We start from the raw sequence: 21,804 nt of genomic DNA, 5'->3' as shown, positions 1-21,804 counted from the left end.
ACCGGCCGCCGAGGACGGCCGGATCGATGGCGCCGCGAGCTAGCGTGGCCTGATGCGTGTCGTGTCGCTGCTGCCCTCGGCCACCGAGATCGTCTACGCCCTCGGCCTCGAGGCCCAGCTGGTCGGCGTCACCTTCGAGTGCGACGAGCCGCCCTCCGCCCGCGTCGACAAGACCGTCGTGGTGGGCGGGCGCGACACGTCGGACCTGACCCCGGGCGAGATCGACGCGTACGTGCGCGCCCAGTTCGCGGCCGGCGCCGACCTCTACACCCTGCACGCGGGCGCCCTCGCCGCGCTGGCCCCCGACCTGATCCTGACCCAGGACCTCTGCCGGGTCTGCGCCCTGCCGTCCGGCCACGTCGAGGACGCCCTGGACCACCTGGGCTGCCGCGCCGACGTGGTGTCGCTGGACCCGCACACGCTCGAGGACGTGCTCGCCACGATCCTCACGGTCGGCGACCGCGCCGGGGTGCCGTCCCGCGCCACCGCCCTCGTGGCCCGCCTGCGCTCGCGGCTCGGCGCCGTGGCGGAGCGGGTCGCCGGCCGTCCCCGCCTCCGGGTCGCCGTCGTCGAGTGGGTCGACCCGCCGTTCACGGCCGGCCACTGGGTGCCGGACCTCGTCACCGCGGCGGGCGGCGAACCGGTGGCCGCCCGGCCCGGCCTCCGCTCGGTCCAGGTCGGCTGGCCGGACCTGACCGCCGCCGAGCCGGACGTCGTGGTGGTCTCCCCGTGCGGCTACCATCTCGAGGGCGCCGCCGAGCAGGCGGCGCTGGTGGCCCCGAGGTTCCCGGACGCCGAGGTGTGGGCGATCGACGCCGACGGCATCGTGGTGCGCCCCGGCCCCCGCCTGGTCGACGGCGTCGAGGCCCTGGCCGCGATCCTCCACCCCGGCGCGGCCGCCCCGGCCCTGCCCGGCGCCGTCCGCCGGGTCGCCTGACCTACCCGCCAGCCCAGCCTCGCCTCGCTTGTCCGGCGGCGAAGACCACTACGGGTAAGGCCGCAGCACCGCCGCCCGGCTCCCGCGGACGGCAGTGTCGTGATCGGGCCGGCTCAGTCTCATCGCGCTGCGTCGTAGGCGTGACGGGCCTGCTCCACCGTTTCGAGGTGGTCGTCGGCCCAGGTGGCCAGGTGGGCGAAGATCGGACCGAGGCTGGCGCCCAGTTCGGTGATCTCGTATTCGACTCGGGGTGGCACCTCGGCGTGGTAGGTGCGGGCCACCAGCCCGTCGCGTTCGAGTTGGCGTAGCCGCTGGGTGAGCACCTTCGGCGTGATGCTGGTCAGCCGGCGCTCGAGCTCCACGAATCGCTGCCGGCCGTACTCGTGAAGAGCCCAGAGGATAGGCGTGGTCCATCGACTGAACACGACATCGACGACCGGCGCGACTGGACACGCCAGCTCGGGGTTCGCTGATCGCTCCACGTGTCCTCCGTCATAACTCCATTACTATCCCCTAGGTACCTACTATACCCACGCCACTAACGTCACCTTCAGCCGCGCGAGCGACGCGGCTGAACTGGAGAGACGAACATGTTTGTCGTGACAGGCGCCACCGGGAATGTCGGCCGGACGCTGGTGTCGGTCCTTGCGGCATCGGGCGCCGCGGTGACGGCGGTGTCCCGTGGACGACGCCACCACGTCGTGCCCGGCGGGGTTCGCCACCATCTCGCGGACCTTGCCCAGCCGGAGACCCTTCGTCCAGCGTTCGCTGGCGCAGAAGCGGTCTTCCTGCTGGTCGAGGGGGCCGGAGCGCACCTCGACATGCCCGAAGTCCTGCGGGTCGCCGCGGCCGCCGGTGTGAAACGCATCGTGCTGCAATCCTCGCAAGCGGTCGGCACAAGGCCGGGGGCGGCGTCACACGCGCCTCTGCACGCCATCGAGGATCTCGTGCGCCGGTCCGGTCTCGGCTGGACAATCCTGCGTCCCGGCGGCTTCGCCTCCAACTCCTTCGCGTGGGCCGAGCCGATCCGGGCCAGCCGGACGGTGACCGCACCATTCGGCGACGTCGGCCTGCCCGTGGTCGACCCGGACGACATCGCCGAGGTGGCCGCCGCCGCGCTCCGCGACAGCGCGCACGACGGACGCACGTACGAGCTGACCGGTCCGGTGCTGAGCACACCACGTGAGCGGGTTGCTGATCTCGCCGCCGCGCTCGGCGAGCCCATCCGCTTCATCGAGCAAACGCCCGACCAGGCTCGTGAACAGATGCTGCGGTACATGCCACCACCCGTTGTCGAGGGCACGCTCGCGATCCTCGGCACGCCGAGCGCACGAGAGCAGCGGATCAGCCCGGACGTGGCGGAGGTCCTTCGCCGACCAGCACGCCCCTTCACCGCATGGGCCGCACGCAATATCGACGCATTTAGTTAGATTTTATGGGCTGGGGGAACCGCCCTTTCGCCGGCATGTCGGCGAGCTGGGCGATCCTCAAGTCCTGACGTTGCGTAAGCGGATATCCGTTCAAGCGGTAGCCGGTGCTCCCTGCTGATCCAGCCGAGTCGTTGCGCCGATCGTGTTCAGGCGACTTGCGAGTCGGCGCATCTCGGCTGGTGTACCGCTGACACCCGAGCCGGTCAGGCGTGTGCAGGTCTCACTCGCCTCGCCGAGGGTGGCGCCGTATCGCCTCAGCACCTGCCTGACTCCGGGTCGACACGGAGCCGGGCAGTGCCGTCGCGGTCCAGCAACACCCGGCGCAGGTCGCCGGGCAGCTGATCCCACCCACAGCTCACCGACTGGAACTCGCACCCGGCTACAGGGCAGGAAGTCTGGCCTCGCAGTGCTGGTTGCTCACTGTGATGTGCGCCAGCCGGCCGCCGCGCACCAACGGCGGCATGAGCGTGCGCCGTACTCGGTTGGTTCTAGCGTGACCAAGCACCATATGAACGGCATGGAAGTCGTTTGAGCGGAGGCGATGATGGACGTGTTGCACTGGCCGGGTGGCCGGAACGTGCGCGACCTGGGTGGTCGAGCGTTGCGCGTCGGCGGCTGCACGCCGTTCGGGAAGGTGTTCCGTTCGGCGGCGCCAGAGCACCTGACCGATGAAGGGTGGGCTGCGGCGAAGGCGGCGGGTGTGCGCACGGTGGTAGATCTGCGCAACGCACCGGCCGAGACGCAGCGTCGAGCAGAACATCCGGTCATCAGCGCCGAGTCGCTGCAGGGCCTGGTCTTCGTGCCGGCGCCGACCGAAGACCCTGATGACACCGAGTTCCTCCGGGTCTGCGGGCCGTTCCTGGATCATCCGCGCTGCTGGGCCGACAATGCCCGGCTTGCCCCCGACCGCATCTCCGCCGCTCTGCGCGTGGTCGCCCGGGCAGACGGGGCAGTGCTCGTGCACTGCGCGGGAGGCCGGGACCGCACCGGCATGATCTCTGCGATGCTGTTGCACATCGCCGGCGCGACGGACCACGCCATCATCGATGACTACGCGGCCGGGTGGCGTGGCGCAGCGGCGTATGCCGGGCACGCCTGGGTCTATGACCCCGACCAGGGCAACTGGCGCGAGCACCAGCAGGAGCCGACAGTCGCGGAGGACGTGGAACGTCAGCTGGCGGACAGGACGCCCGCTCTCCGCGAGTGGATCGCAACGTTCGACGCGACCGACCTGCTGCCACCCGCCGACCTGCGCGCGATCAGAGCGCTGCTGACTCCTGCTGCTCCGTAGGCGTCGCACGGCATACAAGCAAGATTGCCACCCGTGTACCGTGCGATCGCCACGCGGCCAGCAACAGCGCACGAGTGCAAAGATCGGATGCCCGCTCATCGGCTACTTCGCTCGCCCGATCACGGTTACTCGGTCCCGGGTGGAGCATCCTTGAAGCCGATGCGGCGCGCGTCGAACGCGAATCAACTCGACCCCTTCAGCCGAATCTCGTTTCGCCCACGGATCGCGGCTCCGGGCGTGCACCTGCGAGGCGCGTCTCCGATACGGTTGCGGGATGCGGCGGGTCACCGATGAAGCGGTTCTGGCAGTCGGCAGGCTGACGTTGGCCGCGACAGAGCTCGAGTATGTCCTGGCGTGGATCGGAGCTGATCAGGCGGGCGGCGACCAGGCGGCGGTGTTCGCTGTTGCCGGGGAGCCGTTGCGAGCCGCGTGCGGGTCGGTCCAGTTCGCGCCACCGCAGAACAGGGACGAGTTCATCGGACTGGTCGACGCCGCGGGATCGTACTTGGCGCAGAGTCAGGCCGCGGTGCGCGCGATGTGGTTCGACAACAGCACGGTCAACGCGGCGACCTTCGATGAGATCGCCGGGCTGTTGCTGCGCTGCCGGGATCGGCTGCAGGTGCTCCTCGACGAAGCGGGGCGCGCGTCCACCGTGTAGGTCATGGCACGGAAACGCGGTCGGGCAGCCGCGCCTCGCAGACGCACGGACATCGGCAGGACAGGAAGTCCTGACCTCGCCGTGCTGGTTCCTCGCGGTGAGGTGCACGGGCTGGCCGCCGCGCACCAACGCGGCATGAGCGCGCACGGTTCGCGGCCGCCGCACTGCCTTATGACCGGCTGACTCAGGATTGCTCGGGAACCACGTAGGGAGCCGGTGGTCGATCGTATTCACCCAGGGCGTACCGCAGCCGGTGATTGAGATCGTTGATGGCTTGCCGGAGGTCTCGTTCGGTTCCACCGGGCGGCAACAATCGTGCGCGCTCGAGGCGCTCCCGAAGGTTACCGGCCAACTGCGAGCTGGCGTGGCCGGCCATGAGCTCGCCCTCAATGACGGCGAGAACTCCGATCAACGCCGACAGATCCTGAGCCTCGCAACTTCGCGGAGCTGGACACGCTGCCGAACCTGCACTCATACCCCGCACCCTAGCGAAGGGCGTGGCCAGTAGGAGCGAATCGCAAGCGCCTACGCGTCCCGACAGCGCCTGATCAGGACGTCGGGCGCTGAGCCGGCCACTCGTGCCAGCAGCGATCACAATCCGGCATAGTGCAGTGCATCCAGCCGCCGCAGATCTCATCCGGCCCCCACAGCACGTGCTCGCTGATCGGGTGCGGGCACTGGTCACACACCACCGGCGGCGGGAACCGCTCAGGTCCGCGATCGATCACCTCCACATTGTCACCCGCGAAGGCCATCAGCAGAGGTCGACCAACTCGGCCAATGCCGGACGCCCGAAGCGGCAGATCGCCGGGCCGGTCACCACGCACCAGCGGCGGCAAATCCGGACACGTGGTCAAGAGGTTCGGTCCCTCCTGGCGAGGTACGACTCGCTGAAAGCGTTCGTGACCTGGTGTAGGTCGGTTGGCGTCAGTTCTCCGCCTGGCCTGCGGTAGCTATGTGAGCCGAGACAGATCACGGTGTCGTCGACGGTGGTCCATGCACAGTCGCGGGTCCAGTATCGGGTGCTGCTGAGCAGTTCGTCGGCGGTTCTGTCGAGGTGAGCCGTGGCGCCGAGGGCGATGAGGGCATCCGCCACGGTTTGGGCGGCGTCGGCGGGACGGGCTCGGTCTGCGCAGGCCGGCAGCAGCAGGAGGAGCCGTTGCGCTGGTGTGTGCTCAGGGTCCGGTTGCCGAGCGGCGATGATCAGTTCGGGCCAGCTGAGGGCCGGCCCTCGGAAATGTCCTTCCATGGCGGCAAGCGGGATCGCGTCGCCGCCCGTCCCGGGTTCAAGAACGTAGTCGACGCCGCCTTCGTCCGGGAAGTTGCGCATGACGACGTAGAGGCGACTGACATCGGCGAGGCGCAGCGAGAACACCGGCCAAGCGTGTTCGTCCAGGAACGCGTCGATCACACCGCCGAGGTCGGCCGAATCAATATCGAAGGCGTGCGGCGCCGCCTCGGCCTCGCCAGCCAGTCGCGTTCCGCGACGATCAATGGCGAGCGGCCGCGCACCGTCTGCGGCTGATGTGCGTGCAGCTGGCGTTGGTTCTCGCAACCGCGCGAGCAGGTGATAGGTGATCCCGGCCGGGGTGCTTGTTCGGCTGTTGCTGGCTATGGGTGCGTTCGGCGTGGTCGTGTCGATGCGCGGTGTACGGCTGTCGCGGTGAGCAGGGCGGCGGCGGTGACGCCGAGCAGCCGGGCTGAGAGGACTGCCGGGCGGGGCAGCGGTGGTAGAAACGGCACGATCCGTTCGCGGGTGGCCGGGGCGAGCACCGCGGCGGCGGTACCGGTCACGGCGGCCGCGGCGGCCGTACCCCAGAATTGGGCCGGCCTCGGTGGGACCGTGGGCGCCGCGCCGTGCCAGGCGCGGATTCGCCGGCGTTGGCCGATTCGGGCCGACAGGGCCACCCAGCCCGCCGCGCCCGCGGCGCTGGAGGCCAGGTGCAGCGGCATCCACCACGGCACCCCGGGCAGGACCTCGCGGCGCAGCGCGGGCAGGCCGACCCGGGTGCCGGGCACGCTGGTGTGCGTGACATGGTCCCACGCGATGTGGCTGGCTGCCCCGAGCAGCGCCGATCCGGCGGTGACCCACCAGGGGTGGCGCGCACCGCCGAGTGCGCCGTAGTCGCGGGCGGCGAATGGGCCCAGGGCCGGTAGGTGCGCCGCGACGGTGGGCGCCGCCCAGCGTACGAGCCGGGTGGCCGCAACGGTGGCCGGTACGGAAAGGAGCGCGCCCCACCAGGTGTGTCCGTACGTGTACGGCGGCCGGCATCCGCCGGCGGCGTACGGCAGATCCGGTGCCGCGGCGCCGATCACCAGCGCGACGCCGTCGAACAGGTCCGGACGCCACAGTTTCAGCGGCAGTACGGCGGCGGCGTGCGACGGGAACGTGGCCGGCATGACGGCGACTGTAGCGGCAGGCCCGACAGGGGTCACACGTCGGCGCTGTTTGGTTTCGCATCGGCGCGCGATACCCGGGTGCTCTCACCTGGTGCGGCCGACGTCGGCCCAGCTTCTGGGGAACTTGACGATGCGTAGTGGCCGGACAGCGGCATGTCCGCGAGCTGGGCAACTCAACGTGCCGTGTCGTTCCGTAGCGAGCGATCGCAGCAGATCCGCGCAGCTGGTCATGGCTGGGCTGATCCCCTCGAGTCCGGTGCCGTCCAGTGCGTACATGGAGGCGTCGCGTGATCGGCCGGTACGCTTCTCACGGTGGGCGACTGGTTTCAGACGATCGCGGACCTCGACGCGACCGCCGAGGAGGCGCCCGGCCTGGCCGACGTTGTTGTGGCGGACTTGGTGGCTGACGGCATCGTGAGCGCCGAGCGCACCGACTGCTCACCCTGGGCTGGAACGGCCTGTTCGCGTGGTGGGGCCGCTCGGTAGTTGACACTGGCCAGGGAGGCGGCGAGGTCGGCTGCCCCACTGCGACGCCATCGAGTCCTACCACGAGCCGCTCGGCGCCGCGTTCATCGAGGCGATCGACGCCTGGTACGCCCAGCGGCCGAGCGACACAGTCTGCCGGCACTGCAGCCGGACCATTGGAATCAACGACTGGCGGTGGACAGACGGCGTCTGGGCCTTCGCCAATCTGGGCCTGACGTTCTGGAACTGGCCACCGCTGCGCAACGACTTCGTCGCCGGCATCGGCCGCCGGCTGGGCCACCGGGTGCGGCTCGTCGCCGGCAAACTCTGAGCGCGCACTCGATCGAGCGACGACCGGCCAGCATGCGCGATCGGCGGCAGATCCGCGTGGCTCACGAAGTCTTTCAACACGTGCCGTTTCCGTTCCCGGGCGGCAGGTTCCCGGCCGAACTCGGTGCCACGGTGCAGCGGACGGTAGCCGACGGTGAGCTGCCCGCGCTCACGGTGATTCACACCGCCGACAATTCGTGGATCGTCCTCGACGGGGTCAACGACCCGAATCTCGACGGGGCTTGCGTGATCGACGCGATGATCCACCTGGTGGAGGATGACCCATCCAGGCAACCGTCACCGTGATGCTCGCTCCCGCCAGGCAGACACCGAGGATCTCAGCGCTCGCCCAGCCGCCGAGCGCGACACGATCGCGGTCCCGCTCGACGTCGAGTCCTTCGAGGACGTCGATGCGGCATTGCGGTTGGAACGGGATGGAACACCTTCTGGGACATGAGCACCTTGCGCACGAGCGGCGCCGCCGCACTGACCGCCCTGACCACGATCGGCACCCTCCTGGTGAGCACCGGGCCGGCCCACGCCGACATCACCGTCGACTCAGCCGTCTGCCTGCAGAACGCGACCGGCGCCCTGACGTCGTCGAACCCGGTCGTCGCGGCGCCCGGGCATCCCACCTTCCAGTGGACCGCGTCGCTGCCGTACACGCAGTGCGCCCAGTCCAACGGCCACCTGTACCTGGTCGACAACGGCGTGGCGACGCTGTTGCCGGCCAACTCCGGCAACGGTGTCGAAGGCGGCCCCGGGCGGCACGTGCTGATCCTGCGCGTGAAGACGTCGCTGGGCCAGCGGGACCTGTCGTCGGTCACGTTGACCACGGTGTAGCGAATCGCGGCGGAGGGCGGCCGGTCAACGGGGCCGCCCTCCGCCAGTCCGTCGGTGGCGACACCGGTGCCCGGGCCGGCCTAGTGATCTTCCCAGCGTCAACTCCTCCGAGCTGGACGCGATGAGCTCGGCGTTCGCCGCGATCGCCTCGGCGAGCCGGCCGTGCTGCACGAGCTGTACGACCACGTTCCGCCAGGTCTCGGCGTCGACGGTGTCGTGTCCCGCGGTGCCACCGGCGCGTGCGGCGACACCGACGGCGGCCACCACGGCAACGAGTCGCGTCCGAGGACTCGCCGAGCGGCGTCCAAACTTTCTTGCTGTTCTCCCCAAATCCCGGCGACCGAACCGCACCGCGGTGACGCCACGAACACGAGCGTCGCAGGACGCCGACGCGGGCGCGGGCGGTCATACCCCGTGCCGCGCCGGGCTCACGGCAGGGCGCCGGCCAGCCGTCGGGCCTCCGTGACCAGGCGGGACGATCCCTTCCGGGCGGCCAGTTCGCGCAGGCCCTCGATCCGCGTCCCCGCCGGAGCCGCCGCGGCGGTCTCGGCGGCCAGGGTCAGCAGGTCCGGCGTGCCCCGCGGCGGCGGCTCGGTCGCCAGGAGCGCCGGCAGGGCCGTGGCCAGGAGCCGGAACACGGTGCGCGGGGCTCCCGCGGCGGCCGCGTCGCGCAGCGGCTGGACGGCCCGGTTCACGGTTATCGCGCCGCCCGCCGACAGCAGACCGAGGTGGTGCCCGGCCATCTCGGCGTCGAAGGCGTCGCCGGCGGCCAGGAGCAGCAGGGCGTCCACGGCGGCCAGGCGGTCGGACTCGTGCCGGGCGGCGAGGGCGTAGGCGACGGCGATCGCGAGCGCCGGGCCACCGTCGCCCTCGGTCTCGGCCAGCAGGGGCAGGGTCACGGCGCCGCCGCGCTCGTCCATGTCGGCGGCCGCGGCCGTGGCGGGCAGGGCGAAGACGGCGACCAGGCCCCGGTGGCGGGGCAGGACGCCGGGCCAGAGCACGTGCCAGCCCTGGCCGCCGGGCACGATCGGGGGCGGGGGCGCGCCGAGCAGGCCGAACGTCTCGCCGCCGCCCTCGGCCTCGGCCGGCGACGTCGTGACCTCGACGCGCAGGGCGGGGAAGCCGGCGTGCGAGTGGTCGTATTTGTGCTTCTGGGGCGGGCGGGGGCGCACGTCGACCCGCCACTGCGGTGCCGGCAGGCCGCCGCCGCGCAGCCACGCCGCGAGGCGGGCGCCGGCCGGGGTGCCGAGGGCCTCGGCCCGGGCGGCCGCGGCCGGGTCGGGGCCGGGCGGCAGGCGCAGCATCGCCTGGGCGAGGTCCCAGGGCCACGGGTCGCGGCCGGGGGACTCCCGGTCCGGCGGCTCGTGGGCGGCGCGGGCGGCGAGGCGGTCGAGGAGCACGGCGGTGTCCAGGGCGCCGCCGGCCCACCCCGGGGCGCTCAGCAGGCCGTTGCCCGGGAGGGTCTGCGCGTTGAGGTGCAGGCCGATCTCGGCCAGCCGGGCGCGCAGGAGGCGCTGCGGCGGCGGGATGCGGCGGTCCGGCGGCGCCTCGCCCAGCGACAGGAACCGGCGGGCGGCGGTCAGGATCGCGGCCCAGCCGGAGCGGGCCGTCGGCTCCGCGTGCGGGTCCACGGCGGCCTGGAGGACTCCGGTGAAGGCGCCGCACAGGCAGTTGGGGTCCCAGCGGTGCTCGCCCATGCCCTCGCGGTGGCGCTCCAGCACCGGCCGCAGGGCGGCGGCGAGGGCCGGGCGGTCGGCGGCGGCCAGGCGGACGGTGCCGTCGAGGATGCGCTCCATCGGCAGCAGCGCGCTGAAGGGGCGGCCGCTGTAGAAGGCGGCCACCTCCTCGGCCAGCTCGTCGGGGTCGGTGATGGGCGGCGGGGCGGGGACCGGCGGTGGCGGCGGCGGGAGGTCGTCGCCCCGGGCGGGCAGGGCGGCCGGGTGGGCGGGCGACGCGGCCGGGGCCGCCGCCGAGGCGTGCTTGGCCAGCAGCGCGGCGGCTCGCTCGCGCAGGTCGATGGCCGGGTGGTCCAGGGCCTCGGCCAGGGCCGCGGCGATGTCGGCCCCGCGGTCCGGGTGGCGGCGGATCAGCTGCTCCAGCCACGTCAGCTGGGTGCGGACCAGGGTCTTGTCGGGGCGGCGCAGGACGGCCCGGGAGGACTCCAGGACCGCGTCGAGGTCCAGGTCGCCGGCGGCGCGCAGGGACTTCTGGGCGGCCGTCGCCACCGGGACCGGGGCGTCGGACAGCAGGCGCAGGTAGTCGCCCGCGTGGCCGGTCACCTCCGGCGGGGTCGGGGCCAGCGCGGTCAGCAGGGCCAGGTAGGCGCGGGTGGCCGGGCGGCGGTCGGTGCCGCGCAGGAGCCGCGAGAGGGTCGCCGTCAGCAGGAGGGCGCGGTCCAGGCGGCCCTCCGACGCCAGTTCGGCCAGGGCCTCGACGAGCGCCAGGGCGCCGCCGGGCCGGCCCCGCACCTCCCACACCAGCAGGCGCTCGCCGGCGCCGTCGGCGGTGAACAGGCGCGGGACGACGTCGTCCAGGAAGGGGTCGGCGCGCAGGCGCTCGGCGATCGGGACCGAACGCAGGCGGCCCTCCCTCGGGTGGCCGACGTCCATCAGCCAGCCGAGCACGAACCAGTCGTCGGGCGGGGCGGGGGTGCCGGTGGCGGTCAGCAGCGCGGCGACGAAGTCCCACGTGTTGTCCCACAGGTTGTCGTCGGGGCGGTCGCTCAGGCGGACGGCGAGGTCGGGCAGCCAGGTGATGCCACGGTCCCGGGCCGTGGCCACGACCGCGGCGGCGGTCGTCGGGATGGGGAAGAAGTCGCGGCGGCGCAGGATGCGGGCGGCGGCCGCGGCCGACGGGGCGGTGCCGACCGCGGCCACGGCCACGGCGGTATACGCGGGGCCGCGCCAGGGGGCGCGGGAGCGGCTCTTGACGTGCGCCTCCAGGGCCTTGAAGGCGGCCGGGCGGCCGGACTCGTCGAGCGCCGCGACGGCCGCGGCCACGTCCTCGACCTTGCCGTCGGCGATCAGGTCGAGGTCGATCACGCCGTGCTCCCCGTGCTGCTCCCGGCGATGGTGACGGCGAGGGCGTGCTTGCAGGGGCCGCGGGTGCCGCGGTGCTTGCCCCACCAGGGGCAGGTGCAGGTCATGGTGCCGTCGCGCAGGACGCGGACGCGGTAGGTCTCGGCGCCGCTGCGCACCGTCGCGGCCGTGACGCCCTCGGCGGAAGCCGGGCCGTCGAAGGTGACGGCGCCGGACTCGGCCAGCGTGCGGGCGCCGACCAGGCGCGGGTTGTCGCGCTCGGCCCGGGCCGCGTCGTAGGGCATCACGCGGTGGAAATACGCGGCCTCGGTGACGTCGTAGCCGACCCGCCCCGCGGTGCCGAGCTGGGCCAGGGCGGCCCGGACGCGACCGGGGTCCAGGGCGGCGGCGTCGGCCAGGGCGGCCACGTCGATGGCCGGGTCCCAGGCGAGGAGGGCGCCGACCAGCTCGGCGTCGTCGGTGACCTCGTCCGCGGCCAGGGACGTCAGGGCGGCGCCCTCGCCGGAGAAGCCGCGGTGGACCTCCGGGGAGAGGGTGAGGGTCAGGCGCAGCGCGCTCGTGCACAGCTCCCAGGCGCTCGCCACCGGCGGGGAGCCGGCCGCGACCGGCGGGCCGTAGACGCGCAGGCTGTGGCCGTGGCGCAGCAGCGGCCGCAACGCGGCGAGCCGTCCGGCGCCGGCCAGGCAGACCGCGCCCGGGACCGGGCGGGAGGTCAGGCGCAGCGAGCGGCCGGCCGGGACCGCCCACAGCGCCGAGCGGTCACCGGCGGCGGGCAGGCGGCGCAGGAACGCGGCCGCCTCGGCCGCGGGCAGCTCCGCGCGCAGGTCGAAGCCGGCCGAGAGCACGTGGACCTCGGCGAAGCCGCGCAGCCAGCGGGCCGGGAGCGGCACCTTCTTCTCCACGACGGTGCCGTCGAGGGTCGAGGCGGTGAGGGAGTCGGGGCCGACGGACAGGTGCAGGGGGTCGAGGCCGGCGATGCGGGCGAGGGCCTCGCGCAGCGGCGGGTTGACGTCGACGTTGGTGGTGCCGTGGCCGAGGACCTCACCGTCGAGGCCGGGCGGGAGGATGTCGAGGCGGGCGTAGACGCCGCAGCAGCCGGAGAACGACTCGAAGCGCAGCCGGTCGTCGCTGCCGGTGACGACCGGGTCGAGGCTGGCCGGGTCGCGGGGCTGGTAGTAGCGGGTGCGGGCGACGTCGGCGACGGCGATCAGCCCGGCGGCGGCCGCGGGGGGCGTGGTCAGGAAGCCGGAGAAGAAGCGTGGGTTGGCCGCCGGGCCGCCGCTGGTCTGCAGGGCCACCCCATCGGCGCCCGCGGTCGAGGGGGCGAGATACCGGAACTGCTGCACGACGCTCACGTGGCCGACCCTAGCCGCCGGGTGTGACAATTTTTCCCGATGACCGACTTCGGATGCTTGCGTGACAGCCTGGACGGGCTGAGTGTGGGAGACGCCCTTGGGGCACAGTTCTTCGTTCCCGGTACGACCTTCGACGACCTCCTCGACGGCACGGCCCCCGCGGGATCGTGGCCGTGGACCGACGACACCGAGATGGCGAGCGTGCTCGCGGCGCAGCTGATCCAGGACGGCGCCGTCGACCAGGACCGCCTGGCGCGGGCCTTCGCGGACCGGTTCGAGCCCTACCGCGGCTACGGCGGCGGCGCCGTGGTGATCCTGCGCCGCATCCGCGAGGGCGAGCCGTGGCGGGACGTGGCCAGGGACGCGTTCGGCGGGCAGGGCTCGATGGGCAACGGGGCGGCGATGCGGGTCGCGCCGCTCGGGGCGTTGCACGCCGGGGACGCGCGCACGGCGGCGCTGGAGGCGATGCGCTCGGCCGAGGTCACGCACGCGCACGCCGAGGGGATACTCGGCGCGGTCGCCGTCGCCGTCGCGGCCGCCGAGGCGGGATGGGCCCGGCTCGTGCGCAACCGGCCCGAGCCGCGGGAGCTGCTCGACGCCGTGGCCGGGTACCTCGTCGACGGCGCCGTCCTCACCGGCGTGCGCCGGGCCCGGCGGCTGCTCGGGGCGAGCGTGGCCGAGGCGGCCTACGAGCTCGGCAACGGCTCGCAGGTGCTCGCGCAGGACACGGTGCCGTTCGCGCTGTGGGTGGCCGCGACCCGGCTCGACGACTACCCGGCGGCGATCCGGGCGTGCGTCGAGGCCGGCGGCGACGTCGACACCACGGGCGCGATCGTCGGCGGGATCGTGGCCGCGTACACGGGCCGGGCCGGGATTCCGCCGCTGTGGCTGGCCCAGCGCGAGCCGCTGCCGCACATCGAGAATGCGGCCTGACCGTCAGACCATCGACTCCATCTCCCGGGCGATCGCCGCGACGGTACCGGGTGCGAAACAGGCCGTGTCCACGTCGAAGAGCAGCCGCACGGCCCCGGGCACGCTGTCCACGTGCAGGAACAGGGGCTCGGTCGGGCCCGGAGGAGCCGCGGACGGCGGGTCGGTGAGCGCGAGCGCGCGACGGTCGTTGAAGCAGGGGGTCGGCGGGGACGGCACCCGGTCCGGGTCGTAGTAGGCGTACTTGCGGGCCGGGAGGGCGGCCCGGGCCACCGCGGCCACCGCGTCCGGGAACGACGGGGGCACCTCCAGCGCGTACAGGCCGAACTGGGTCAGCGGCGTGACCACATCGGACAGTCCACTGCGGAACCGGTTGGACACCACCTGCCGGACCGCGATCGTCGCGCGGCCCGTCACCCGGGCCAGGGCCGCGAAGTACGCCGCGAGCAGCACCGTCGACTCGTCGGTGCCCAGCCGGGCGGCGGCCCCGGGCAGGCGGGCCGACAGGCGGGCGGAGTCGTGCAGGCATCGCTGGTACCGCTGCAGCATCGCGCGGCTCGTGAACGGCACCAGGCCGTCGGCGTGGCGGTCCCAGTGGCGCCGGGCCGCCGCGTGCTGTCGTTCGCCCGGCGGCGACGCCTGCCAGGCCGCGATGTCCAGCGGCTGCGGGCCCGCCGGCGGCGACGCGACGCGGCGGGCCGACTCGCCGAGCATGACGGCCGCGCCCAGCCCGTCCGTGACCAGGTGCGGCATCACCGCGACCAGGTGCGCCGGCCGGCCCCGGTCGCAGATCACCGCCATGCGCAGGGGCCAGTCGGCGGCGAGGTCGGGCGCGGCCGCGCGGTACCCGGCCTCGACGGCCGCGGCGGCCTCCACTCCGCCGTCGGGGAAGACCTCGAGCACGGCGACCCCGTCCGCGGCGACCTGCTGGCGGCCGCCGTCGATGCGGGTGCGCATCGACGTCCAGCGTTCCATCGTGTACCGCAGCTGCGCCACCACGTCCGCGACGGTCGTACCGGCCGCGACGGGCCGGTGCCCGCCCATCGGCAGCCACGAGCGCTCCCGTGCCATGGCCTGCAGCATGGCCCGCTGCCCCCAGGTCAGGGCGGACGAACCGGATCCGGCGCCCGAGAACGGCACCGCGATGCGAGAAGACATCCGCACAGGGTCGGCACCGTGGACCCTCGCGACAAGCCTTGCGGCGAGCGAATTCGGTCGATACGTTCGAGGGTTCTCAGGTGGCCGGGCGCACCAGGCCGGACTCGTAGGCGAGGACCACGCCGCGGTGGAGCGCGCTCGGCTGACGGTTCGCCTTCGGCCCGACATGCACCGCCACGCCCGGTCAATGCGACAGGGTCGCCATAAGAGGCGGAACGCACGGCATCTGCGTTACCCGCCTGAGGCATTCTTCCGAGCCTGGCCACGCCGATTTTCGGCAAGTCGGACGAAATGCCGTGCGTGGACTCGCACCCTTTCTCGAAAAGCCGTGGCACCTGGCTTTTCGCCATCCGGCCATTTCCCAATGCTGGGTCCTGGAAACAATTCCGTGCCCTTCGGTAATCGTTCCGTAGCATCGGTGGCGGCATTCTGGAACACCGCATTCGTACGTTCCTCCGCGCACTGACGCATTTCAGTGCGTGAAGGAGAGCGCATATGTTTCGTTTCGCCCCGTCACCGGGTCGACGCCGACTGGCGGCCGCGGTCCCGGTCGCGATCCTCGCCGGCTGCATCGCCGCATCCGGTCTCATGGTCACGCCCGCCGGCGCCGAACCCGGCGACGAGACCGTGAACAGCAACGGCTTCACCGTCGAGAATCTCGCGGACGGCGGCGCACGGGTGTCGCTGCACCTCGCCGAGCCGCTGCCGGTCCGCGACGCGGTGCCGGAGCTCGCCGTCGACGGACGCGTCATCGGTGCCGCCAAGGAGTCCGCCGACGGTCTCACCATCACCGTGGAGACCACCGACAGCAGCGTGGCCGGCGCCAAGCGTGTCGACGTCGCCTGGAACGGCGTGGTGCCCGGCTCCCAGGCGGCGCCGCCGAAGTCCGCCGCCGCGCCCACCACCCCGAAGGGGCTGGCCCGCAAGCAGCTGTACACCGACCCCGCCCAGCCGGGGCCGTTCCAGGTAGAGCGGCTCGACTACGACCTCGGCGACACCGCCACGACCCTGTCCGGCCTCAGTGACCTGCCCGTCGAGCTCCGCGCCGCGGTCTACGCGCCGGCCGGGGCGAAGGGCGCCCGTCCGGTCGTGATCTTCCTGCACGGCCGGCACTCGGCGTGCTACAACCCGGCCACCCGGCAGACCAACAACACCAACTGGCCGTGCGCGACGGGCTTCCAGCCCATCGACAGTTACCTCGGCTACACGGAGACCGCGCAGGCCCTGGCGACGCACGGGTACGTCGTCGTGTCCGTCAGCGCAGACGGCATCAACGCCAAGGACGCGAGCTTCACCGACGACAACGGCGCCCTGGCCCGCGGTCAGCTGGTCATGGACCACCTCGACCTGCTCGCGAAATGGAACGCCGAAACCGGCCCGGCCAAGCACCCGCTGGCCGGTCGGCTGGACCTGACCAACGTCGGCCTGATGGGGCACTCGCGGGGCGGTGAGGGCGTGGTCGAGGCCGCGCTGCTCAACGCCGACCGGGCGCACCCCTACGGCATCCGCGCCGTCCTGCCGCTCGCCCCGGTCGACTTCGGCCGCCCGACGCTGCCCGACGTGCCGATGCTGGTGATGCTGCCGTACTGCGACGGCGACGTCTCCAACCAGCAGGGGCAGCACTTCTACGACGACACCCGCTACTCGGTGCGGGACGACGTGCTGCGCTCCTCCCTCATGGTCATGGGAGCCGACCACAACTTCTTCAACACCGAGTGGACGCCGGGCGTTTCCGTCGCGCCTTCGAGCGACGATTGGTCGGCCTCCGCCGACGGGGTCTGCGGCAGCAGCGCCCCGACCCGGCTGACGAGCGCCGAGCAGCGCGCCGTCGGCACCGCGTACATGGCCGGCTTCTTCCGGCTCGTGCAGGGCGGGGAGACGGCGTTCCTGCCGCTCTTCGACGGCACGAACGGCACCGTCCCCTCGACCGGTCGCGCCGTGGTGTACGCGCAGGCGCAGCAGCCCGGTTCGCGCCGGCTGGACCTCGCCCCGCTGGAGCGCGCGGCCGGCAACGTCTCGATCTCCGGCTTCGACCTGGGCGCGTACTGCTACAGCGTGGCGGCGCGCGTGCGGCCCGGCGACACGCCGTGCTCGTCGACCACCGCGACGTCCAAGGTCCCGCACTGGACGCCGGCGACGTTCGCCCCGTCGGTGCCGATCAGCCCGCTGCTGCGGCTGCAGTGGAGCGCGTCCTCGGTGAACCCCGAGGTGCGGGTGGCCCTCGGGCCGGCCGAGGCGAACATCACGAAGTACGACGCGCTGACCTTCCGGGTCGCCCGCGACGACTCGGCGGACGGCGACGTCGACCTCGACGTCACGCTGGTGGACCGCGACGGCGGCTCGGCGACCGTGCGCGTCGGGGACGTCAGCCCGGCGCTCACCCGCTTCCCGTCGTCGACGAACACCACGAACGGCATCAACCTGCTGGGCAAGACCTGGTTGCGTACCGTCCGGGTGCCGCTCGCCTCGCTGTCCGGCGTGAACCTGCGCAACGTCCGCTCCCTCAGCGTGCGCCCGGCCACCGCGACGGGTGGCGCGTACCTGTCCGACGTCGCGTTCGACACGCCCGGCGTCGGCGGCGGCGTCGCCACCCCGGCCGTGCAGGTCAGCATCGCCGACGCGACGGTACGGGAGGGCAACGGCCCGGGCGTCGCGACGATGCGGCTGACCCTGAGCGGCAAGCTCAAGCAGGACGCGACGATCCAGGTGCAGACGGCGGCGAGCGGGTCCGCCACGGCGGGGCAGGTGGCGCTCGGGTCGTTCCCGGTCACGCTGCCCAAGGGCGCGACCGCCGCGACGGTCGAGGTGCCGATCGTCGGCAACACGGTCGTCAACACCGCATCGCTGCGGTACAAGATCACCATCTCGGCACCCACCGGCGCCGTGATCGGTGACGGCTTCGCGTGGCTGACGGTGCTGGACGACGACACCGCCTGAACCACACGAGGGGGCGTGGCCGGCGACACCGCCGGTCGCGCCCCCGTCCGTGGCTGGCTCAGGCAACCACGCAGACGCGTGCGTGGTTTGACGATTCAGGGCTCGCGTTTTTCGAAGCGAGTCCACCCGGTCCAACCACGCTCGGCGATGAGTTCCCGCAGCCGCGCGACGACGGGGTGGGCACGATCGGCGAAGGAGTCCATCAGGCGGATGAACGCCTCGTCGAGCATGAGATCGCCCTGCCGATCGAGCTGCCCGCTGATCCTCGCCTTCTCGTTGAGCTCGCTCACAAGGTCGGCTGCTTCGCGCAGGAGTTCCTCGTCCTGCCAGTTCTCGGCGATGCGACCGATGAGCCGGTAGAGCCGGATGCTGTTCGGATCGGCAAGTTGGGCCACCTTGTGAGCCATGACCGCCGGGATCGTTTCGGGGTAGCGCGCCGCCATCAGGATCCAGGCGTCTCGCTCGCCGTCGATGGCCGCGTCCGGCGCTCCGATGGCACGCAGGCGGTCCAGGTAGTCGACCACCTCTTGCGGAACGGCCAACGAATCACCGGAGCCCAGCTGCGCGATTCGCCGGCGGTGCTCCCGCAGGGCGCGGATCTGCGCACGCAGCTGCCGGTCGATCTCGGTGATTGCGGCGGCGAATGTCTCCGGGTCGGCGTCGAGCAGTCCGCGGACCCGGGCCAGCGGGACGCCCGCCTGGGCCAGGGTGCGGATCCGGATGAGCCGCACGACCGCGGCAGCGTCGTACGTGCGGTACCCGGAGGGATCGCGGTCCGGTTCTGGGAGCAGTCCGATCTGGTGGTAGTGCCGCACCGCGCGGATGGTCACCCCGGCGTAGGCCGCCAGCTGTCCGATCGTCAGCATTGCTTCAGCCTGCCCGATGGTGACGCTCCCTCAACTGATCTTGCGGCGGTAGATGGCTATGGCGAGGGCGTACGCGACGCTGAGCAGGCCGACACACCAGGCGAGCGCCGTCCAGAGCTGGCCGCTGATCTGCTGTTGAGCGAACAGGTCGCGGATCGTGTTGACGATGGATGTCACCGGCTGGTGCTCGGCGAAGGCACGCACCGGGCCGGGCATGCTGTCGGTCGGTACGAAGGCGGAGCTGATGAACGGCAGGAAGACGAGCGGGTAGGAGAACGCGCTCGCGCCGTCCACGGAGTTCGCGGTCAGGCCGGGAATGACGGCGAGCCAGGTCAGGGCGAGCGTGAACAGCACCAGGATGCCGGCGACCGCGAGCCAGGCCAGCGCGCCGGCCGGTGAGCGGAAGCCGATGAGGAGGGCGACCAGCACAACGACTGCGAGCGAGACCACGTTGGCGACCAGTGAGGTCAGTACGTGCGCCCACAGCACGGACGAGCGTGCGATCGGCAGGGACTGGAACCGCTCGAAGATGCCGCCCTTCATGTCGAGGAAGAGCCGGAACGCGGTGTAGGAGACACCCGAGGCGACCGTGATGAGCAGGATGCCGGGCAGCAGGTAGTTCACGTACCTGCCCGATCCGGTCTGGATCGCGCCGCCGAACACGTAGACGAACAGCAGCATGAACGCGATCGGCATGAACGCGGTCGTGATGATGGTATCCGGGCTGCGGCTGATGTGGCGCAGGGACCGCCCCAGCAGGATGGCGGTGTCGCCGAACCAATGCTTGGTCATCGTGAGTCCTCAGCTGTTCGTGCCGGCCGCGCCGGCCTTGCTGCCGATGCCCTTGTCACCGACGATGGCGAGGAAGACGTCCTCGAGGCTCGGTTGTTGTTCGACGTACTCGACCTTGGCGGGCGGGAGCAGCCGCCTCAGCTCGACGAGGGTGCCGTTCGCGATGATGCGTCCCTTGTGGAGGATCGCGATCCGGTCGGCGAGCTGTTCGGCCTCATCCAGGTGCTGGGTGGTGAGTAGCACCGTCGTACCCTGTCCGGCGAGCGTCTTGACGCTGTTCCACACCTCGGCCCGACCTTGCGGGTCGAGCCCCGTGGTCGGTTCATCGAGGAAGATCACCGGCGGGTTCCCGATGAGGCTCATGGCGATGTCCAGGCGGCGACGCATGCCACCGGAGTAGGTCGACACCTTGCGCTCGGACGCGTCGGTCAGCCCGAAGCGGGCCAGCAGAGCATCCGCGATCCGAGCGGGGTCCTTCAGGTGCCGCAACCGGGCGATGAGCACCAGGTTCTCCCGCCCGGTGAGGATCTCGTCGACGGCCGCGAACTGCCCCGTCAGGCTCATGGACGCACGCACGTTCGCCGCTTGCGTGACGACATCGAAGCCGTTGACATTGGCCGTCCCCGCGTCTGCCTTCACCAACGTGGACAGGATCCTGACCACCGTGGTCTTACCCGCCCCGTTGGAGCCGAGCAGGGCGAAGATGTGACCCCGGGCCACGTCGAAGTCCACACCGCGCAGCACCTGCAGTTCCCTGTACGACTTCTCAAGACCCCGCACGTGGATCGCGGGTCCGCGGACCTGCTCGGTTGTCATCTGGGAATCTCTGGACATGGCGCCAGCATGCAGGGTTGACGCTGCGTCAAGGTCAAGCCCTCGGGAGTGGGCAGTCTGGTCACGCTCCCGGAGGCGGCGTCAATGTGCGGGGCTCGGCGTCAGCCTGGCCCTTCCTGCGCGCAGCTCAGCCGGCCGTGGGGCGGGGGAACAGGCGCAGGAAGGCCGCCGCCGTGGAGGGGTCGCCGCGCACCTCGTCGTCGTCGAGCGCGGCGCCGGTGAAGAGCGCCGCGCGCAGCCGCGAGGCCGTGCTGCTGATCGCCGCGTCGGCTTCCGCAGCGGTACGCCGAGCGATCGTCAGCCGCCCGCCGCGGACCTCGGCGGTGAGCTCGTCGCCGTCGATGGTGAGGACGATCGTGAGGTCGCCGTCGTGGCCGGCGAACGTGCTGCGCATCGCCATGACGAGTGCGTCGACGCTGAGCTCCTCGTCCGACGTCAGCGGGCGGCGGCTGCCCCAGCTCGACAGGGCGAGCAGGACCGGGTCCAGCGCCCGGCCCTGCTCGGTCAGCTCGTAGACGGCCGCGCCCACCGGCGGGCCGAGCCGCCGCCGGGTCAGCACGCCGGCCTCCTCGAGCTCGCCGAGCCGCTGCGTGAGCACGCTCTGGCTGGCCCCGGGCAGGCCACGGCGCAGGTCGGTGAAGCGCTTCGGGCCGAGCATCAGCTCTCGCACGACGAGCAGCGCCCAGCGTTCGCCGACCAGGTTGAGCGCGCGGGCGATGCCGCACGGATCGTCGTAGACGCGTCGCATGCCGACCATCATACGGTAGTAAAGCCGCACTACATGGTGCTAAATTCACACCATGAGCACTTACGCGCTGATCCCGGGGGCTGGCGGCGACGCCTGGTACTGGCATCGCGTCCAGCCCATCCTCGAGGCGGCCGGGCACCGGGCCGTCGCGGTCGAGATCCCCGGCGACGACCCGGCGGCCGGCTGGGAGGAGTACGCGAAGGCCGTCATCGACACGCTCCCGCCCGACCCCGGCGAGCTGGTGGTCGTCGGCCAGTCGATGGGCGGCTTCACCGCGCCGGTCGTGGCCCAGCGCCTCGGCGCCCGGCACATCGTCCTGGTCAACGCGATGGTCCCGCGGCCCGGCGAGACCGGCGGCGCCTGGTGGGACAACGTCGGCCAGGGCGACGCGGCCCGCGCCTACGCGATGGAGCAGGGCCGTGACCCCGACGCCGAGTTCGACCTGCGGGAGATCTTCTTGCACGACGTGCCCGCGGACGTCACCGAGCAGGCCATGAGCGGCGGCAAGGAGCAGGCCGACACCCCGTTCGGCCAGCCCTGGCTGCTGAACGCCTGGCCGGACGTCCCGACCACGGTGCTCGCCGGCGCCGACGACCGCCTGTTCCCCGCCGACCTGCAGGTGCGGGTGGCCCGCGAGCGGCTGGACCTGCCGGTGACCGTGCTGCCGGGCGGGCACCTGATCGCCCTGGCCCACCCCGAAACCGTGGCCGCCGCACTTCTCGCGGTCTAGCACGGGCAATTCGCGCCCGGGTAGCGCGGCCACGGAGGGGCTGCGGGAAGCAGCCCCTCCGT

General features: G+C 72.3%; 20 protein-coding genes and 1 pseudogene. 10 read left to right on the top strand and 11 right to left on the bottom strand.

Annotated elements, in window-relative coordinates; translation table 11 throughout:
• Positions 1-52 precede the first annotated feature (52 nt).
• The gene (locus tag AC6JBM_RS27330; RefSeq protein ID WP_497976920.1) at positions 53-937 is read left to right on the top strand and encodes an ABC transporter substrate-binding protein; all 885 of its coding nucleotides are present in this window, start codon (positions 53-55) and stop codon (positions 935-937) included.
• Positions 938-1,056: 119 nt separating this feature from the next.
• On the opposite strand, the gene AC6JBM_RS27325 is transcribed toward AC6JBM_RS27330, so the two are convergent.
• Positions 1,057-1,419 carry a winged helix-turn-helix transcriptional regulator gene (locus AC6JBM_RS27325; RefSeq protein WP_497976919.1) on the bottom strand — a complete coding sequence of 121 codons (363 nt, stop codon included), beginning with the start codon at positions 1,417-1,419 and terminating at the stop codon, positions 1,057-1,059.
• Positions 1,420-1,527: 108 nt separating this feature from the next.
• Here AC6JBM_RS27325 and AC6JBM_RS27320 point away from each other — a divergent pair, with 108 nt between their 5' ends.
• The 3 genes from AC6JBM_RS27320 (at position 1,528) to AC6JBM_RS27310 (ending at position 4,316) form a co-directional block, all read left to right on the top strand.
• A complete protein-coding gene (locus AC6JBM_RS27320; RefSeq protein WP_497976918.1) occupies positions 1,528-2,367 on the top strand; it encodes an NAD(P)H-binding protein in 840 nt (279 codons plus the stop codon).
• Between the two features lie 541 nt (positions 2,368-2,908).
• Entirely contained in the window at positions 2,909-3,658 is a 750-nt protein-coding gene (locus AC6JBM_RS27315) for a tyrosine-protein phosphatase (protein WP_497976917.1), read from the top strand.
• 274 nt (positions 3,659-3,932) lie between these two features.
• Positions 3,933-4,316, top strand: coding sequence for a hypothetical protein (locus tag AC6JBM_RS27310; protein ID WP_497976916.1), 384 nt, complete (start codon positions 3,933-3,935; stop codon positions 4,314-4,316).
• An 853-nt stretch (positions 4,317-5,169) separates the two neighbouring features.
• On the opposite strand, the gene AC6JBM_RS27305 is transcribed toward AC6JBM_RS27310, so the two are convergent.
• Positions 5,170-5,691, bottom strand: coding sequence for a hypothetical protein (locus tag AC6JBM_RS27305; protein ID WP_497976915.1), 522 nt, complete (start codon positions 5,689-5,691; stop codon positions 5,170-5,172).
• 9 nt (positions 5,692-5,700) lie between these two features.
• On the opposite strand from AC6JBM_RS27305, the gene AC6JBM_RS27300 reads away from it, so the two are divergent.
• Entirely contained in the window at positions 5,701-5,841 is a 141-nt protein-coding gene (locus AC6JBM_RS27300) for a hypothetical protein (RefSeq protein WP_497976914.1), read from the top strand.
• 86 nt (positions 5,842-5,927) lie between these two features.
• On the opposite strand, the gene AC6JBM_RS27295 is transcribed toward AC6JBM_RS27300, so the two are convergent.
• Positions 5,928-6,716 (bottom strand): DUF4184 family protein, encoded by a 789-nt coding sequence (locus AC6JBM_RS27295; RefSeq protein WP_497976913.1) that lies wholly within the window; start codon positions 6,714-6,716, stop codon positions 5,928-5,930.
• A 312-nt stretch (positions 6,717-7,028) separates the two neighbouring features.
• On the opposite strand from AC6JBM_RS27295, the gene AC6JBM_RS27290 reads away from it, so the two are divergent.
• The gene (locus AC6JBM_RS27290) at positions 7,029-7,202 is read left to right on the top strand and encodes a hypothetical protein (protein ID WP_497976912.1); all 174 of its coding nucleotides are present in this window, start codon (positions 7,029-7,031) and stop codon (positions 7,200-7,202) included.
• A gap of 57 nt (positions 7,203-7,259) precedes the next feature.
• Here AC6JBM_RS27290 and AC6JBM_RS27285 read toward each other — a convergent pair whose 3' ends face one another.
• Positions 7,260-7,778, bottom strand: a complete 519-nt coding sequence (locus AC6JBM_RS27285; protein WP_497976911.1) for a hypothetical protein — start codon at positions 7,776-7,778, stop codon at positions 7,260-7,262.
• A gap of 186 nt (positions 7,779-7,964) precedes the next feature.
• On the opposite strand from AC6JBM_RS27285, the gene AC6JBM_RS27280 reads away from it, so the two are divergent.
• The gene (locus AC6JBM_RS27280; RefSeq protein ID WP_497976910.1) at positions 7,965-8,354 is read left to right on the top strand and encodes a hypothetical protein; all 390 of its coding nucleotides are present in this window, start codon (positions 7,965-7,967) and stop codon (positions 8,352-8,354) included.
• A 428-nt stretch (positions 8,355-8,782) separates the two neighbouring features.
• Here AC6JBM_RS27280 and AC6JBM_RS27275 read toward each other — a convergent pair whose 3' ends face one another.
• Both AC6JBM_RS27275 and AC6JBM_RS27270 read right to left on the bottom strand, forming a co-directional pair.
• Complete coding sequence (locus tag AC6JBM_RS27275) at positions 8,783-11,395, bottom strand: hypothetical protein (RefSeq protein WP_497976909.1); 2,613 nt, start codon at positions 11,393-11,395, stop codon at positions 8,783-8,785.
• Positions 11,392-12,747 carry an SWIM zinc finger family protein gene (locus AC6JBM_RS27270; RefSeq protein WP_497976908.1) on the bottom strand — a complete coding sequence of 452 codons (1,356 nt, stop codon included), beginning with the start codon at positions 12,745-12,747 and terminating at the stop codon, positions 11,392-11,394. Before AC6JBM_RS27270 ends, AC6JBM_RS27275 begins: the two co-directional genes overlap by 4 nt.
• A 39-nt stretch (positions 12,748-12,786) precedes the next feature.
• Here AC6JBM_RS27270 and AC6JBM_RS27265 point away from each other — a divergent pair, with 39 nt between their 5' ends.
• Positions 12,787-13,680 (top strand): ADP-ribosylglycohydrolase family protein, encoded by an 894-nt coding sequence (locus AC6JBM_RS27265; protein ID WP_350612869.1) that lies wholly within the window; start codon positions 12,787-12,789, stop codon positions 13,678-13,680.
• Between the two features lie 3 nt (positions 13,681-13,683).
• On the opposite strand, the gene AC6JBM_RS27260 is transcribed toward AC6JBM_RS27265, so the two are convergent.
• Positions 13,684-14,835, bottom strand: coding sequence for a condensation domain-containing protein (locus AC6JBM_RS27260; protein ID WP_497976907.1), 1,152 nt, complete (start codon positions 14,833-14,835; stop codon positions 13,684-13,686).
• A 495-nt stretch (positions 14,836-15,330) separates the two neighbouring features.
• On the opposite strand from AC6JBM_RS27260, the gene AC6JBM_RS27255 reads away from it, so the two are divergent.
• Complete coding sequence (locus tag AC6JBM_RS27255; protein WP_497976906.1) at positions 15,331-17,772, top strand: alpha/beta hydrolase family protein; 2,442 nt, start codon at positions 15,331-15,333, stop codon at positions 17,770-17,772.
• 95 nt (positions 17,773-17,867) lie between these two features.
• Here AC6JBM_RS27255 and AC6JBM_RS27250 read toward each other — a convergent pair whose 3' ends face one another.
• The 4 genes and pseudogenes from AC6JBM_RS27250 to AC6JBM_RS27235 form a co-directional block, all read right to left on the bottom strand.
• Entirely contained in the window at positions 17,868-18,638 is a 771-nt protein-coding gene (locus tag AC6JBM_RS27250) for a MerR family transcriptional regulator (protein ID WP_497976905.1), read from the bottom strand.
• Positions 18,639-18,668: 30 nt separating this feature from the next.
• A complete protein-coding gene (locus tag AC6JBM_RS27245; protein WP_497976904.1) occupies positions 18,669-19,430 on the bottom strand; it encodes an ABC transporter permease in 762 nt (253 codons plus the stop codon).
• Positions 19,427-20,264, bottom strand: a pseudogene (locus AC6JBM_RS27240) (ABC transporter ATP-binding protein). Before AC6JBM_RS27240 ends, AC6JBM_RS27245 begins: the two are co-directional and overlap by 4 nt.
• 127 nt (positions 20,265-20,391) lie before the next feature.
• Entirely contained in the window at positions 20,392-21,012 is a 621-nt protein-coding gene (locus tag AC6JBM_RS27235) for a winged helix-turn-helix transcriptional regulator (RefSeq protein ID WP_497976903.1), read from the bottom strand.
• A gap of 52 nt (positions 21,013-21,064) precedes the next feature.
• Between AC6JBM_RS27235 and AC6JBM_RS27230 the strand changes: the two genes are divergently transcribed.
• Positions 21,065-21,742, top strand: a complete 678-nt coding sequence (locus tag AC6JBM_RS27230; RefSeq protein WP_497976902.1) for an alpha/beta fold hydrolase — start codon at positions 21,065-21,067, stop codon at positions 21,740-21,742.
• Positions 21,743-21,804: the final 62 nt, after the last annotated feature.

It is taken from the genome of Dactylosporangium thailandense, assembly GCF_059739745.1.
Note: the sequence above shows the minus strand (reverse complement) of the source record. Positions and strands in the feature narration are given on the sequence as shown.